Annotated in this window: 15 protein-coding genes and 1 pseudogene; all 16 read right to left on the minus strand. The window is 31.4% G+C overall.

Annotated elements, in window-relative coordinates; all coding sequences use genetic code 11:
- Window positions 1–9 precede the first annotated feature (9 nt).
- Entirely contained in the window at window positions 10–2,589 is a 2,580-nt protein-coding gene (locus tag FMG_RS05085) for a CD1108 family mobile element protein (RefSeq protein WP_012290744.1), read from the minus strand.
- A gap of 7 nt (window positions 2,590–2,596) precedes the next feature.
- Window positions 2,597–5,020: a VirB4-like conjugal transfer ATPase, CD1110 family gene (locus FMG_RS05090; protein ID WP_012290745.1), complete on the minus strand. Its 2,424-nt coding sequence runs from the start codon at window positions 5,018–5,020 to the stop codon at window positions 2,597–2,599.
- A complete protein-coding gene (locus FMG_RS05095) occupies window positions 4,911–5,321 on the minus strand; it encodes a PrgI family protein (RefSeq protein ID WP_008902108.1) in 411 nt (136 codons plus the stop codon). The genes FMG_RS05090 and FMG_RS05095 overlap by 110 nt, the downstream gene beginning before the upstream one ends.
- Before the next feature lies 1 nt (window position 5,322).
- Window positions 5,323–5,613 carry a hypothetical protein gene (locus tag FMG_RS05100; protein ID WP_002838520.1) on the minus strand — a complete coding sequence of 97 codons (291 nt, stop codon included), beginning with the start codon at window positions 5,611–5,613 and terminating at the stop codon, window positions 5,323–5,325.
- A gap of 9 nt (window positions 5,614–5,622) precedes the next feature.
- Window positions 5,623–6,486, minus strand: coding sequence for a VirB6/TrbL-like conjugal transfer protein, CD1112 family (locus FMG_RS05105; RefSeq protein ID WP_000466919.1), 864 nt, complete (start codon window positions 6,484–6,486; stop codon window positions 5,623–5,625).
- A gap of 10 nt (window positions 6,487–6,496) precedes the next feature.
- Window positions 6,497–6,712, minus strand: coding sequence for a Maff2 family mobile element protein (locus FMG_RS05110; protein WP_000394203.1), 216 nt, complete (start codon window positions 6,710–6,712; stop codon window positions 6,497–6,499).
- 1 nt (window position 6,713) lies between these two features.
- Complete coding sequence (locus FMG_RS05115) at window positions 6,714–7,025, minus strand: hypothetical protein (RefSeq protein WP_002839977.1); 312 nt, start codon at window positions 7,023–7,025, stop codon at window positions 6,714–6,716.
- Between the two features lie 195 nt (window positions 7,026–7,220).
- Window positions 7,221–8,690 carry a PIN-like domain-containing protein gene (locus tag FMG_RS05120; protein ID WP_001105422.1) on the minus strand — a complete coding sequence of 490 codons (1,470 nt, stop codon included), beginning with the start codon at window positions 8,688–8,690 and terminating at the stop codon, window positions 7,221–7,223.
- A 17-nt stretch (window positions 8,691–8,707) separates the two neighbouring features.
- The gene (locus FMG_RS05125) at window positions 8,708–9,244 is read right to left on the minus strand and encodes a ClbS/DfsB family four-helix bundle protein (protein ID WP_001258251.1); all 537 of its coding nucleotides are present in this window, start codon (window positions 9,242–9,244) and stop codon (window positions 8,708–8,710) included.
- Between the two features lie 61 nt (window positions 9,245–9,305).
- A pseudogene (locus FMG_RS05130) lies at window positions 9,306–10,115 on the minus strand (VirD4-like conjugal transfer protein, CD1115 family); the annotation flags it as partial.
- A gap of 11 nt (window positions 10,116–10,126) precedes the next feature.
- Window positions 10,127–10,312: a transposon-encoded TnpW family protein gene (locus tag FMG_RS05135; RefSeq protein ID WP_002838479.1), complete on the minus strand. Its 186-nt coding sequence runs from the start codon at window positions 10,310–10,312 to the stop codon at window positions 10,127–10,129.
- A gap of 101 nt (window positions 10,313–10,413) precedes the next feature.
- Complete coding sequence (locus FMG_RS05140) at window positions 10,414–11,403, minus strand: ORF6N domain-containing protein (protein ID WP_002838522.1); 990 nt, start codon at window positions 11,401–11,403, stop codon at window positions 10,414–10,416.
- A 73-nt stretch (window positions 11,404–11,476) separates the two neighbouring features.
- Complete coding sequence (locus FMG_RS05145; protein WP_012290746.1) at window positions 11,477–11,800, minus strand: hypothetical protein; 324 nt, start codon at window positions 11,798–11,800, stop codon at window positions 11,477–11,479.
- A 182-nt stretch (window positions 11,801–11,982) separates the two neighbouring features.
- On the minus strand, window positions 11,983–12,696 hold the full coding sequence (locus FMG_RS05150; protein WP_012290747.1) for a hypothetical protein: 714 nt from the start codon (window positions 12,694–12,696) through the stop codon (window positions 11,983–11,985).
- Window positions 12,697–12,777: 81 nt separating this feature from the next.
- The gene (mobQ, locus tag FMG_RS05155) at window positions 12,778–14,418 is read right to left on the minus strand and encodes a MobQ family relaxase (protein ID WP_012290748.1); all 1,641 of its coding nucleotides are present in this window, start codon (window positions 14,416–14,418) and stop codon (window positions 12,778–12,780) included.
- Window positions 14,419–14,732: 314 nt separating this feature from the next.
- Window positions 14,733–15,107: a hypothetical protein gene (locus FMG_RS05160; protein WP_012290749.1), complete on the minus strand. Its 375-nt coding sequence runs from the start codon at window positions 15,105–15,107 to the stop codon at window positions 14,733–14,735.
- Window positions 15,108–15,176 lie beyond the last annotated feature (69 nt).

Consider the following 15,176-nt stretch of genomic DNA (forward strand, 5'->3'; position numbering starts at 1 on the left):
ATCTCCCTTCTATCTAGGTCTTCCAAAACCATAAAAGTGTGATTTCCAATATTTTGAATTTATTGATGTGTATTGAATTGGATCTCCTGCGTGAATCATCATTCCATTACCTGCGTATATTCCTACGTGAGATATTGGTGTTCCACTGTTATATGTTGAATGGAAAAATATAATATCTCCAGGTTGAGCTTCACTTGGACTGACTGGGTTACAATAGTCTTTGTATATTCTCCATGCAGTTGTTCTTGGCATTCTCTTTACACCAGACTTTGTAAATGACCAACATACAAAACCTGAGCAGTCAAAGTTAGATGGTCCACTTGCTCCAAACACATATCTTTTGCCTATATGTTTTTCTGCTTCATTAAATAAGGCTTTGGCAGTAGCTGAATCAAAAGCAAGACCAGGATTTCCAAAGTTTGGATTATCTACTATTTCTCCTAAGTCCCCATTACCTGATCCAAAAACATCTCCCATATTTCCCTTAGCTTCAAGAAGAGCTTCATAATGAACTACATTGTCTGGATAATCTTTAAATATTTCCCTAACAACTTCATCCATTTCTCTTTTCTTTAAAGTTACAATTAACTTTTTATATTCGTACTCTTCTTTTTCATAGCTAGTATAGGGATTACCACGACTATCATATCTAGTTCTTTCTACTGTTCTTGTTCTAATTTCGATTTCTTCCTTAAAATCAAGCTTATACATTTTATCGAAAAGCTCTTTTAAAATTCCTTTTACTTCAGATGCTGATTTTACTTCACCACATCTTGAAGTTATATAGGATAAAAGTTCATGGGTATTATGACCAATTTCTCCATCTTTATTTATAATATATTCGTCATATCCAGGATGACTTGTTTTTACACTTTCGATTTGTGATTGTAGGTCATACTCCATTGATGAAAATTCTTGATTAACTTCACTTAGAACTGTATCTTGTGATAGGTATGTTGTTGTCATTACTGAGTTAACAGAGTTACTTAATCCACTCATACCAACACTTCCACCACCAATCATGATTGATAGCATAAGACCTAGTCCTATTACTAGAAATAGAACCATCTTACTTTTTCTTACGATTAGCTCTTTAGAAGCCTTACCTAAACTTAAAATAGCTTTTTTAACTCTATCTACCAGTCTTGTTTCGTGCTTTTTAGCTATCATGCTTTTCATTTGTTTTCTTTGGTAAAACTTCTTAAATCTATTTTTCTTTATATAGGCATCTGACTTTTTTAAATCTTCCAAGCCACTTTTAAACTCCAACTTGCTTTTTCTCTTTCTTATTTTCTTATCAAGTTTAGATAGCTTTTTTAAGGACTTTTTCTTTTTGTCTAACTTATACTTCCTTATTCCATGCTGGAGTTTAGAGCTTACATTAGCGACTTTTTCTCCAGATTCTACACCAGTATTGTCAGAGCCTGAACTTAAATAATCTCTCGCTAACTCTGAAGACTTAGCTCCAGATAATAAAACCCCAGAAGATAGACTTCCTTTAGTTTTATTCTTTAAGATATTATCCTTTAGCTTGCTTTTAGACTTTTCAAGCTCTCCAATCTTTTTATCTGAGATAAAATCTTTAACATCTTGTGCTTTCTTAGAATCTTTCGGTGTAGCTTTCTTAGCTTCTTTTTTTAAGTCATCGATTTTCTTACGAGTGAATTTATCACTCTCATAATTTTTTCTTTTGTAGTAAGTCTTCTTTTTATTAACTTTCTTTTGTTCTGAAGGTTTAAGGCTTGTTTCTTTTTCATCTTTTATAAATTCTTGATTATTGTCTTTAAACTCAGGATTATCAAAAGTTTTATCTGTATCAACTTCGTTTAGCTTATTTTCTTTATCTTTTTCTTTAGAAATTTTCTCCTTATCTCTAAACTTCTTTTCTTGATAAAGTTTCTGTTTTCGCTTTTTATCGATATTAGCATTACTGTCGTTCTTGCTCACTTCATCTTTAACAAGCTTATCTTTTCTATATATTCTCTTGCTTTTCTCTGCTTCGATAGGTTTATCTTCACTTGTCTGGATTCGCTTAGACTCTTTCTCGTTGATTTTGTCTTGGAATTTATCCTTACTATGGATAAGTTTATCCTCATAATTTTTAAGAACTTTTCTTTTACTTGATGCCTTCTTATTGCTTATTGGTTGAGCGTTAGCTGAAATATCATCTGTTGTTAATTTATTAGAATTAATATTTCTACTATTTTCACTTTCAAAATTTACCTTTTTGAAGTCTACATCTAACTCTTCATCAAGTTTAAAGCTTTCATCTGTCCTTATTTCAAGATTAGTTTGTTTTGTTTCTTCAACCTTATCCTTATTATCTAAAAATTCTTTTCTAATTCTTTCCTTGTTTTTAGACTTCTGAAAATCTTTTAGTTTATCTTGTTTTTGATCTTTAGCTAATACATTCTCATGAATAAGTTTAGATTCTTTTTCTGAAATTTTATCTCCGAACCTATCCTTATTCTTAATAATCTTATTGGTATAATCATCTGAATGAACAAGTTTACTATCCATATTCTTTTCAGGAGCGTCCCTATTTCGTATAATTTTCTTTTGAAAATCTTTTTTTAGTTTTTTATCCATATCACACCTACTTAGCTTCTTCTGGTTTTGTTGTCATTAGCTTATATAACATGGTGTCTTTAGGGAATTTATCTATAAAGGGAACAATAGTATTTCCGAAGAATAAGAGTCCCTCACCTGCATTTGAATTAGTAATATAGTTTAACTGATAAGGCGATATTTTTAATTTCTTAGCAAGAATATCCCTATCTCCAGATGCTTGATTTAACATTAGAACAAAGTCTGTATTATCAAAGATATTTTCAATTTCCTGACTTGTTAAAAGGTCTTTTACGTTTTGAGTTATACCTGTTGGAATACCGCCCCATTTTCTAAATCTTTTCCAGATTTCTACTGAATATGAAGCAGTTTGTGGGTCTTTTAATAAAAGGTGGAACTCATCTATATAGTATCTTGTAGACTTACTTCCTCTATTAAGGGAAACCTTGTTCCAAACTTGGTCTTGAATTACAAGCATACCTATTTTTTTTAGTTGTGTTCCTAGCTCTTTTATATCAAAGCAGAGCAATTGCCTATTTAAGTCAACATTTGACCTATTATTAAATACATTAAGACTTCCCTTAACATAAATTTCCATTTCTGTTGCGAGCTTCCTACCAACTCCCTCTTCTTGGGATAGGAGCATATCATATAAATCTCCTAATATTGGCATGTTTTCTGGTTTTGGGTCTTCAAAATACTTTTGATATATCTTTGGTAAGCACCTATCTATAACAGATTTTTCTGCAGCAGTAAGACCAGATCCTCCTACTACAAGTTCAAGCATAGACATTATGAAGTTTGCCTTATCTTTTAAAGGTGCGTCCCCATCTCCATAGTTCATATTAATATCTAATGGATTTAGGTAGTCCTTTGACTTTGCCGAAACTTTAATAACTTCTCCATTAAATTGTTTTACAAGGTTTGAATACTCGCCTTCAGGATCACAAATAATTACATCATCATCTGTTACAAGAATTGCATTTGCCATCTCTCTCTTTGCTGAGAAAGATTTACCAGAACCTGGTGTACCCAATATTAGACCGTTAGGGTTCTTTAGTTTCTTCCTATCTGCCATAATCAAGTTTTGGCTAAGGGCATTTAATCCATAGTACAAAGAATTTGCCGAATCAATAAATAGCTCTTCTGTTGTAAAAGGCATAAATACTGCCGTTGATGATGAAGTTAAAAATCTTTTTATTTCAACTTGATTAACTCCTAAAGGTAAGACAGAAACAAGTCCCTGTTCTTGTTGATGAGATAATCTTTTTACCTGACAATTATGTCTGTTAGCAATTGATGATATTTGAGCAATGGTATTTTCTAATTTTTGATTAGTCCTAGCAAAATTCATCATTACTATGCTAACTACAAAAAGCCTTTCATCTCTATTCTGTAAGTCAGATAACATGGACTTAACATCAGCTCCAAAAGTATTTATATCTGAAGGAATAATATCCATATCATATCCAGCACGAACAGCTTTCTTTTGTTCTTCAATTTTCATTCTGTCTAGGTCTGTGTTTTTTCTCTTAATGAGTTTAATAGCTTCTGCTTGTTCAACTACATCTATATGAAAAGCTACATAAATATTGTCATCAATATCTAAAAACTCAGATAACATTCTGTCTGATAACTCACTTGCAAGTATTTGAAAATGGCTTACTGCTCCAATATATTTACCAAATTTAAAATTATTTGCTGGTGCAAAATTAAAGATATTGGGAGTTACATGTGATTTTGTAGACTCTTTCTTCTTCAAATCTTTATATGAAAAATCAAAGCTCTTGTCTGGATTTAACATATCGTGAACAAGTCTTAGTCTTTCTTCTCCATCAAGGCTTTCTGCTCTTACCCCCATAGATTTAAAGTTAGATAAAATATCTACTTCAAGTCTATTTAACTTTGCTCTTGCTTGCTCTAGGTTATCGGCTTCTGTTGTAAAGGTTATATACTTCATCTTTTTAAGTCCGTTATTGCCCTTTGCAAGTTGAAGCTTTAACATCTCCCTAAACTCTTTTCTTACATCGTCATAAAAGTCTCCCTTATCAGCAATTTTAATTGCGTCTTGTAAGTCCTTATTTCTTCCTAATTGATTTACATACGAAAGTTCAATGTGGACACTTGGATCAAAAGAATTTAAAAAGTTGGCAAATTGGTTAAAGATTAAATCTCTATCTTCTTCCAATGCCAACTGGTAATTTATATCTTGAAATGAAATTGTCCTTGAATAATTTTTTTCATCTAACTGGCAAATGCCCTCTGGTAACATTCTTATATAGGGAATTGTATCTTCAACAGTAAATCTCTTTTTCTCTTTCTTTAAAAGTACACTTAGAAGACTATTTGTTGGATCTTTCTTTGTTTTTAGCCTTCTTACTTCCTTTCGGTCTTTTTTTAATTGTTTTTCCCTTAGATTTAAGTCGCTGATTTGCTTTTTTCTTTGCTTCAATGTATGCCTCCTTTCTTATTCTCTTAGTTGGTTGATAAAACTTATGAAGATAGAAAAATTTAAAATATTTTTCAAAAGTTAAGGTATCTTTTTCATATAAGGTTATAAAAAAGATTGGCAGGGTTACTATTAGCATTACAATGATAGAAACATCATTAGGTAGATATTTCTTCATAAATAAATAGGTTGGTATACCAATTAGTCCTGCCACAGAAAAACCTATAAGTTGTCTTTTGGTTAAGTTAAAGGCAACCTTTGTTTTAATCTTGTCCAAATCTTTTGGTATTGGTACATATGCCATTTTAATCTCCCTCTACTTCTTCTTTGGAAAGTTCAAGTATATGGTCATAATTAGATGTTGTTTCCTCTTCCAGGTAGCTAATTCTTTCTTCTAATTCTTCTTGTTTTTCTTCATTTCTGTCATTGTATTCGCCTTGATACATAACAAATTCATTGTGACATCTTCCGAGTCTATTTATTCTCCTCTTTAAGTTTCTAATCTCTTCATTTCTTTTTTTCTCTTTTAAGATTTCATAAGTTCCTCCTAATAAAATTCCAAGTCCCAATAAAGCACAATTTTTCTTTTTTAACATTTATTCCTCCTAGTGCGTATTCATAATACTTTTTGCAACTGTTCCACTCTTAAACATCATAAGTCCAAGTAGTAGAGCATATCCTAATATACTAAACAAGCTTGCGTGAATATCTGTAATCTGTACCGTTCTTATTAAAACGGTGTAGATACCTAAACATACCATCAAAAACAAACCTTGTAGTCCCAAGGCAAAAAGTCCCTTGATATAATTTGTTCCAATCTGACCCCATTCTTTATTTCCCATAGTCGCAAATGGTATGGATGATACTGATGAGTAGACATATATTTCAAACATACGCCCATATACTATTAAGGTAATAGTTAAAGATATACATTGAATTGCAATCCTTACAAGGCTTGTTTCAACTAATATCATTAAAAGCTCACCTATTTCTTTTTCTTTTAATGTATCAACCATTGCAACTATCTGATCTCCTGAAACAGTGGCAGAAGTAGTGATTACCCCTGCCGCTTTGTTTACAAGATTTTGTGCCACATCAAAGACTGCCATTGAAAATTCAAAGGCATGGCTTGCAAGGTAGACTGCTATAAACATCTTTATAATGTATTTGAAAAACTCAAAAGTATCTGTATCGTGCATATTATTCTTTTGCATAACCATATTTATGAGTTCAATACATAAAACTGCTGTTATGATAAGACCTGCTATTGGAACGATCACATTATCATTAATGTTTTTTATGAAGTTATACACTTCTCCATTCCAACCCATTGGTGTCTTCCCAACATCAGTTGCAATAACTCCTACCTTGTCATTTATATCTAAGAACATGGACTCAAGATTTGCTTTGATACCTCCGAGTAGCATATCCTTAAAAAATTCAGTTAGCTTGTCAAAGATACCAAACATAGACTTTCTCCTATTTTAAAGCATTTGCAAGTAGTGGAATTAATTTAATACCGATTAGTACAATTCCCCCACCAGCCATAAGCTGCTTAATACCTTGAGATTTAGCACCAGGGTTATCATTACCATAACCTTCCATTAAGTTAATAACTCCCCATGCTCCTAAACCTGCACCAATTGCAGTTACAAGTGTCTTTAAAACTCCAACTCCAGCTGTAAAAAATTCCATATTATTCCTCCTCGTTTTCTTTCTTATTTTCTATTTTATTTAGTGATTTAACTATAAAATTCTTGTAGACCTTATCTCCTTTTTTGTTTTCTTTGAAATATCCAAAGACATGGATTAGATCTCCTTTATCTAATTCTTTTGCACGTTCGCTTTTTTCTCCGTAGACTGAACAATTTATATATTCTTTTCCTTTACCATATTTTTTAATGAGAGTAAAATTTGCTACATCTACTTTTTCTCCATCTCTTTCAAATTCTGATAATTCCACTTCTTTAACTAAATTTGCATTAATATTTATCATTTCTCTATCCATTAATTTCTTCTCCTTAATCTATAAATTTCAATTAAAAAAGCGACTGGATCTATTTATTTCCAATCGCTATACATTATTCCTTATTAAATTGTTCTAAGTAGGAGCTCTTATCCTTAACATCTTAACCTCCTAATTTTGAGTATAAAAAAAGCAGTAAACTTTATAATTACTGCTTTAATAAAATATCCTATATTATTAATCATTAAATGAACAATCTCGACAAATACCACCTACATCTTCTCGCCTATCCTTAAATCCCTTTCCACATTTAGAGCAAATAAATGCATAATCATTATTGTAATTCTCCTCTTCTAAATAAGAGTCATCGTAGTCTTCTTCATTTTTGTTTATAGAATCTTGATCTATCTGAATTTCAATTATTTCAATATCTGTATATTCTTTATCATTATTAATATAAAAAGAATCTTCTTCGATATCATCTTTATTAATTAATCTTGTGACATTAACTATGACACTTCCACTAAATTCTTGTTCTATTGGTGGTGATTGTATGACTTCTTTTGTATCATCATCACGTCCCCAATAATCAAAGGATACACAACTTAAATTTATTAAATATTCTAGCTCATAAGTTATACTAACAATCTCGTCTGTAAACTCTTCATAAGTATCTAATATCTCATTGAATTCACAATTATTTATATCTAATTCTTCAATACCCTCACTTCCAATAACATACGATTCTAGATAATAATAGTTGTTATTATAAATACTGTCAACTATATCATTAGAAATATCTTGTTTTACTCTTTCTACATATGACACATCTTTTCTATTTAAATCTACATAAACATTAAAATCATATCTATCATATACTTTTGAAGCGAAATTCTGAAACATTCCTGTTGTTAAAAATTCAATATTTACATTTGGATTTTTTTCTTTAAATTCACTTAATAATTTATCGTGAACTACTAAATTATCTTGACTATCCTTACTCCACCAGTCTTCTTTTATATCATTCGTAATAAAAATAATATCTTTTACTGATTTTTCAACTGGTAAATCTAATATCTCTTTCCAAACAAATAAATCTCCAAATTTTTCAACTCCATCTTTATTAATGTCCTCATATCCAGGCGGAATTTTATATTTATACCTAAGTTCACCCTCTCTAATAATTTTTAATTGTTCACTAAACCTTATCCTATTACCTATCCTATTATTTTTTTCTAAATATGAAATAAGATTATCTATATCTTTAATTATTTCAGGAGAATCTGTTGTTATTTCATCATATTCAATACCAACACTATTTTTATAAGATTTGATTATTTGTTTTAATTCAACTAACTTGTTATTTAAATCATTCTCCAAATTTTTTCTTCCAAAATAATTATATTTAGATGATTTAATCAAGACACTCTCTAAATTTTTTTGACTCCTTTCAATTACTCTTAGTAAATCTTTTTCAAAATTTTGATACTTTTTTTTCAATTGTCCGAATACGCTATATTTATTTTTATTAAATTCTTTATACACTTGATTCGGAATCCATATTAAATCCTTACACTCCTTGAAAATTTCTAATATGTTTTTGCTACTGTATAATGAATATCGAGCTAAGTCAAGTATTACATTTGTATCTAATACTATTATAGAAGTTTTTCTATTTATTATTTTTTTAAATTTTTCATAATTCAATTAAAGCACCAACCTTATTATTTAATTACATTCACAAAATTATTAAGTTTTTTCCATTTTCTAATCTTAGTCCTAAATGTTCCAAATGGTGCTACTGTATTTACATGGATAAATTTATATACTTCCCAAGTTGCAGTTTTTGTTGCTTCATCTGCCCATTTTCTCATATGTGGTTTAAATAATTCTTCCTCTGTAAGATTATCTATCAAAGAGTAAATATCTTCTATATTCTGTGATAGTTGTTCTTTTAATTCCTTTAACGATTTATGAGCATAGGTATCTGTAAACCATTGATACAATTCTCCAAGTTGATTCCACTTAAATTTGTCAGATGGCGTTTTAACCTCAATTCCCTTTTTTTCATCTTCTTCCCATTTCAAAACTAAAGTTGTCCAACCTACTTGATAGGCAAGATTTTCAGCTGGTGTCCTATCAACTTGATCTACTCTTTTATCTTTTAATTCTTCTGGGATATTATCAAACTCTGAAATATATTTTCCAAAAGTTTTCTTTATCTCATTTTTTAATTCTTCCTTACTTTCATAAGACCTCATATGCCTACCTCCATGGTTTATATAGATATTATACCAAAAATATTTTTATCCTAGGCTTAATTCATAATCTTGTAATCAAACTGTTCCTGTTTATTTTTATTTTATCTCTATTTGTTAAATACTCTTCCACATCAAACAAGTTTTTCTTATCATAATCTTCCAACAACTTGTAATTCTTATGCTTTGTAATATCGAATTTATCAGATAGAAAAGGTCTTACTCCTCTTAACTGATAAATACACTTACCGCCATCCATTACAGTTATTTCATCTTGACTCATAAGTTCCTTGCCAGTTTTTTGGTAATTTAGACCAAAAGATTTTTGATTGGATCTTGTTTCTGATGTGTTATATAGGTCTATGGTTTCTTTTCCTAAGGTTTCAGATAATTCTTTTACTGTTGTTTTTTCTTTTCCTCCTAAAAAGAGTGTAGAGTCGCAGTTACCAACTATTGTATCTGCATGGTCTTTATAGATTGCTTTTAATTGAGATTGTGCTTGCAGTATTATGCTTGCCGATATTTCTCTTGAACGAATTGTTGCAATCAATTTTTCAAATTTAGGAATTAATCCTATATTTGCAAACTCATCAAGTAGACACCTAACATGAACTGGAAGTCTTCCACCATACACATCATCTGCCTTATCACATAGAAGATTAAATAGTTGAGAATACATTATTGAAACTACAAAGTTAAAGGTATCATCTGTATCTGATATTATTACGAATAAAGCAGTTTTTCTATCTCCAATTTTATCAAGCTCTAATTCATCTTCGCTCATTAGTTCTCTAAGCTCTCTTATATCAAAAGGTGCAAGTCTTGCTCCACAAGATATTAGAATTGACTTGGCAGTTTTTCCTGTAACAACTTGTCAAGGACTTTCTAATCATTTTTATCGCCTTTTTGATGTTTTTCCATCTCCATTTCTCTAAGCATTATGCGTTTTAATTTGTCTTGCATGGTTTCCGTTGCATTTTCATTAAAGTGGACAACAACCTCATAGGTTACTTTCCCAATTTTCTTTATCGTCTTTGTTCCTGTATTCTGTTCATTTTTATTTTCTTGCATATAGTTTTCCTCCTGTTTGTTGCAATTAAAAAAGACGATAGATTTTTACTTCTACCGCCTTGCTTAAAGCTCATATAACTGTCTATTCTGTTATCTGCATATTAAATTTTCAAATTCTTATTGTTTAACATTCCACCAAACATTGTATGATACATATCCTTAGAGGATTCTTCTATCTTGGTAATACTTGATATTTTATTTCCTGCGTCCTTTGATGAAGCTCCGCAAAGATAAAAGGCTTCATTTTCTGTTCCATAGTCTATTGCAATATATCTATCGTGATATTTTTTGCCTGCAACCTTCATTTTTAAGTTGATATTTGGATAATCTCTTCTAAAATCATTTAGGATGTTTTTTGTAAGCATATCTTTATTTTTCACATTGTCGCTAAAGACTATAATTTCAACATTGTCTTTTGCAGCTCTTAATAATTCTAAGGTTTTCAAGCCTATATAGTTATCTATTACATAAATGCTTTTCTTTGCTGACTTATATATTTTTGTATAGGCAACATCCGCTTCAATCTTATCTCCATTCATCAAAAGGAAATGCTTGTAAGTGTCCGGATCGATAAAATTATCCATTACTTTTTTCAAATCTTCTTTAGTAGCCATTTGAGATTTTATTTCTGCAATATCATTTGTGTTTTGGTTGGTTTGAATAGCTATTTGGACTAATTCTTTTGAACCGATAAAATCTTGATTTTCAATAATGAAGTCTTTCATCTGCTTAAATGTTCTAATTAAGGCTCTGCTTTGCCTAATCGCAAGTTCTCCCCTTAATACAGTCATAAGCATATAAATACCTTGTTCCGTAAAGGCATTTGGTAGGTACCTTGAGCCGCCCCAACTTGAGGTGAAATTTTTGCACCTCAAGTTTTCAAACTCATTCTCGGTCAATTGAAACATAAAATCTTCGCCTTCAAACTTTTCAATATTATTTTTTACCTGTCTATTAAAGTTTTTAGTTTCATAACCATATATTTCAGCTAAATCTGCATCAAGCATTACTTTTTGTCCACGAATGAAATATATTTTTTCTTGTATAGTTTTATCATCTACAATAACTATCTCTTTATTTTCATCTGCCATGAAATGCACCTCCAAAATTATCTAAATATCTTTTCCAATCCGCCACGCACTGCGTAGCTTTTTGAAATAAGTCTCATATCTTTTTATATTTTTCTACTCCACCTTCAGCTTTTCCGATGTGTTCTACATTTTTCACAAGTCCCTTATTTACATTTTCATAAAACCATCTGCCAATCAAAGCCGGCGGTGTTGCTATTAACTCTCGTAAAACAAATTCTTTGTCTTTCGGCAAAAAGCTTATTTTATTTAGTAAGGTATTATATAAGTCAACATAACTTGTATTTTCTTGTAAACTGCTACACTTACAATATTCACTAATACTTGGGTAATTACCCTCTATAACTTTTTTAGTTAACATTTTCAGTTCTTCATCGTTTACTGTAAATTGAATTCGCATTTATATATCCTCTCTTTATAACTGAGTTTATTATCATATCACTGTCATTTTATCATAAATACGATGATTTTTCCATACTGCAATTTTAAGCCCTCACATGATGTTTTCACACTTAGCTATATTCTGATACCTCTTTTACCATTAACGCTCTAAAAAAGCCTCTCCACCGTCTTATATGATAGCTATAAATGTTCCCCCTTGTCATAATCTTCAATAGTCGGAATCTTACCGGACTTTTTCTGTGATAGTTTATCCTTGTCTTGCTCATACCAATTAAGGATAGTTACATAGTGGTCTTGATAAGTCTTTCCGGTACTCTTGATATACCTTGATAACTTTTCTATCATCGTATCGGTATGCCCTTGTAACTTTTCTTGTAATGCCTTATATTGTTCGTCCGTAAGGATAATATTTTGATATTCTCCATAAGTTTTTGAATTGGGGGGCGAGGTGCTTTCTTCTCTCCCCTTATCTATACTAACCTTATCTAATCTACCCTTATCTATACTGGGTTGACCGCTTGTCAACCTTTGGTCAACCAAATCACAACCAACCTCTTTGATATACATTCCGTTTTTAGTTTGGGATAGGCTCTGCACCTCATTTTCATAAAGGGTCGGTTTATATCTGTCTTTACGAATAAAGTTGTTGATTTTCCAATGCGTAATGACGATAATTCCTTGTTCAAAGACAATTACAAAGCCTTTGGCAATAAGTATTTTCAGGTCATCTTCATTCGCTCCGATAATTTTGATGATTTTCTTGGGGTTATTTACAAAGCCGTCGTCATCTGCTCGCATTGATAGATGGAAATACAGGCATTGGCTACTTAGTGGCATATCTAAAAATAAATCGCTATCTACTATCTTTAGTGAAAACATTCTTTTATCTGCCATTTTTCTCTCCTTTCGTTCCTCTTATGCACCGAAACAGTGCGTCTGCTTATCTTATTTACGATGTTATCCCATTTTGGGACTTCATCTTTCCTCATTCCTGTAATAGTTCTTTGTCTTTTCCTTTCGTTTTTCATAGGCTTCTTGTTGCTCCTGATATTTCTTAATCTGTGCAATGACACTTGGTTTTTCTCCTCTCTTGATTGCCTTGTCAATCTCAATACTTAGGTCTATGCCATAATCGTCATTGACTGTCTTGACTGCATACTTGATATGGTTGATACTTTCGTACTCTTCTTTGATTGATTGTGATTGTCTGTTGAGTTTCGATATTTCATCTTTAAGGCTTTGGATTTCTTTTTTCCAGTCTTTAGACTTAATCCCCGATGAGCCTGTTATCTTTTCAAGAATTGCCCTTGCTCTTTTATATTTATCTATCTCATCTTTATGGGAATTGTAAAAGCTGTCTTTGAATAGGGATTTACTGTTCCATTCCTCAAAGACTTTTTTGTTATCCTTGATGATGTCCGTATAGGCAAAGCATTTATTTAAGTTTTCTATTCTTGTGGTTTTCGCCTTAATGTCTTGACTAATCTTCTTATTTTGGGATTGTAATGTGCTTATCTTTTCTTGTAGGTCGGCTATGGTTTTAAGATTGTTGTCTTTCAGATATATTCTTGCTTTGGAAAATCGTCTTAGGTCTGCACCTATCTTTTTGTTGCTTGCATAGGGATTTAACTTTCTTGCTTTTTCTCCCTGTAAGTCATAATAAATACTGATGTACTCATAGAGATTAAAGAGTTCCGCCTTGTTCTCATATTCTTCTTTTTTCTCCTGTTTGTATTCATCATATTTTACTTGCAGACTTCCAAGTAACGAGCCTATCCAAGATGTAAGTTTGGATAGCTCCTCTTTTAATTTTCTAAATTCTAAATTCAAGGCGATGATTTTTCTGTTTTGGTTTCCTCTCTCTGTCTGTATGCCTTTTTTCTCCATCTGATAACTGCTTGTGCCTAAATGAATTTGCGGGAGTTCTTCTCTGCCTTGTTCTTTAAAGGTGCGTGGATCTATCCTTTTATTTATGTTGTTTCTTGCCAAGTATTCGTTTGCTTTCTTTGAAAAGTTTTCTCTCCACTCTTTTGCTTTGTCAGGTTCATTCCAATCGTTCAAATTTACTTTTCTTGATTTATAGTTTCCGCTTTTCAGTTTTATCTTTTCTCCGTTTTCATCAAGGATATATTCTTTTCTGCATTTCGGTTTCCAATTCCCTTTTTCGTCTATTTCTCTAAGGGTAAGTAGGATATGGGCGTGTGGTTGTTCTTCATGATCGCTTGCCATAGGATTATGAATATTACAGTCTGCTATCATACCTTTAGAAGTAAAGTTTTCTTCTATAAATTCGCTGATTAATTTTATTCTGTCCTGTTCATTTAATTCTCTTGGAAGTGTAAAGAGCAGATTTCTTGCAAGTTGTGAATTTTTACTTTTCTCTATTTTTTCAACACTATTCCATAGGTATTCTCTGTTTGAAAACTCTTTCGGGATATGTTCCGGCAGAAATATTTTTGAGAATACAAGGTCTTCTTTTTTAGAATAGTCATGTGTTTTTCCATAGTATTCATCTTGTAATTTATCTCTTGCATTGTATGCAGCTTTTGCAATCACGCTATGCCCTTTTGACCTTGCCACAATATCTACATGGGTATGCAAACTTTTGATTTCCATTGTCTTTTCCTCCTTTATCTGTTTTCAATTTTGGGATTTTACTACCCTAATGTTCAGGTCGTATCTTCGCTCCCTTTTTCAAAGGGCGCAAAGATACACCGTTTGACTACGGTGCTTTGCGTTCCTGCGGAAAGCTTATAGCTCCGCTAAGGAAACGAAAACGCTAAAGCATTTTTATTTGTTCAAGGGGGCTACTCCCCCTTAGACCCCTGTGAACTTTGTTTTTTGTAGATTTTTCAAATCCACAAAAAAGCAAAGTGTTAAAATGTTCTCACTTTGCTCCATCTCAGTTTCTAATACATTTTCTGTTTTCCTTATTCTTCCTCTGTCAGTTCTTCAAAATCATCATTTGCATTTTCCTCTTTAAGATTTGGATTTTCTTCTAAAGAGATTTCTTTTTCTTTTAAATGAATTTCTGTAAATTCTTTTAGCTTTTCTCTATTTCGATTATCGGAAAGTACATAATCTAAAAAGGCATAGATTAAATCATTGTCGGTACTTTCTTCTGCTCCGGTTATCTGTTTTTCAAATTTCTCAAACACGCCTCCTTTTTCTACTTTTCGTTTCGTGTCCGCCTTTCTTTTTAGCTGTGATTTCTTTTGTCTTAGTTGCTTAATTTTGTTTTCTACCTGTTCTTTTTTCTTAGTTTCTTTTTCCAACTGGCTCATTACATTTTCTAACTCTTTCATTTTTCATTCCTCCATTTCAATATTGTTGTGTTCCAAACAAAGAAAGGCTAAGCACCTTTCTTTGATACT

The sequence above is a fragment of the Finegoldia magna ATCC 29328 genome (assembly GCF_000010185.1).
In the GTDB taxonomy this organism is placed as follows: domain Bacteria; phylum Bacillota; class Clostridia; order Tissierellales; family Peptoniphilaceae; genus Finegoldia; species Finegoldia magna_H.

Excerpts from the sequence above, each read along its gene's own strand:
- FMG_RS05085 (WP_012290744.1), bottom strand. The coding sequence starts at position 2,589 with ATGGATAAAAAACTAAAAAAAGATTTTCAAAAGAAAATTATACGAAAT.
- FMG_RS05095 (WP_008902108.1), bottom strand. The coding sequence starts at position 5,321 with ATGGCATATGTACCAATACCAAAAGATTTGGACAAGATTAAAACAAAG.
- FMG_RS05100 (WP_002838520.1), bottom strand. The coding sequence starts at position 5,613 with ATGTTAAAAAAGAAAAATTGTGCTTTATTGGGACTTGGAATTTTATTA.
- FMG_RS05105 (WP_000466919.1), bottom strand. The coding sequence starts at position 6,486 with ATGTTTGGTATCTTTGACAAGCTAACTGAATTTTTTAAGGATATGCTA.
- FMG_RS05110 (WP_000394203.1), bottom strand. The coding sequence starts at position 6,712 with ATGGAATTTTTTACAGCTGGAGTTGGAGTTTTAAAGACACTTGTAACT.
- FMG_RS05115 (WP_002839977.1), bottom strand. The coding sequence starts at position 7,025 with ATGGATAGAGAAATGATAAATATTAATGCAAATTTAGTTAAAGAAGTG.
- FMG_RS05125 (WP_001258251.1), bottom strand. The coding sequence starts at position 9,244 with ATGAGGTCTTATGAAAGTAAGGAAGAATTAAAAAATGAGATAAAGAAA.
- FMG_RS05135 (WP_002838479.1), bottom strand. The coding sequence starts at position 10,312 with ATGCAAGAAAATAAAAATGAACAGAATACAGGAACAAAGACGATAAAG.
- FMG_RS05140 (WP_002838522.1), bottom strand. The coding sequence starts at position 11,403 with ATGGCAGATGAAAATAAAGAGATAGTTATTGTAGATGATAAAACTATA.
- FMG_RS05145 (WP_012290746.1), bottom strand. The coding sequence starts at position 11,800 with ATGCGAATTCAATTTACAGTAAACGATGAAGAACTGAAAATGTTAACT.
- FMG_RS05150 (WP_012290747.1), bottom strand. The coding sequence starts at position 12,696 with ATGGCAGATAAAAGAATGTTTTCACTAAAGATAGTAGATAGCGATTTA.
- mobQ (WP_012290748.1), bottom strand. The coding sequence starts at position 14,418 with ATGGAAATCAAAAGTTTGCATACCCATGTAGATATTGTGGCAAGGTCA.
- FMG_RS05160 (WP_012290749.1), bottom strand. The coding sequence starts at position 15,107 with ATGAAAGAGTTAGAAAATGTAATGAGCCAGTTGGAAAAAGAAACTAAG.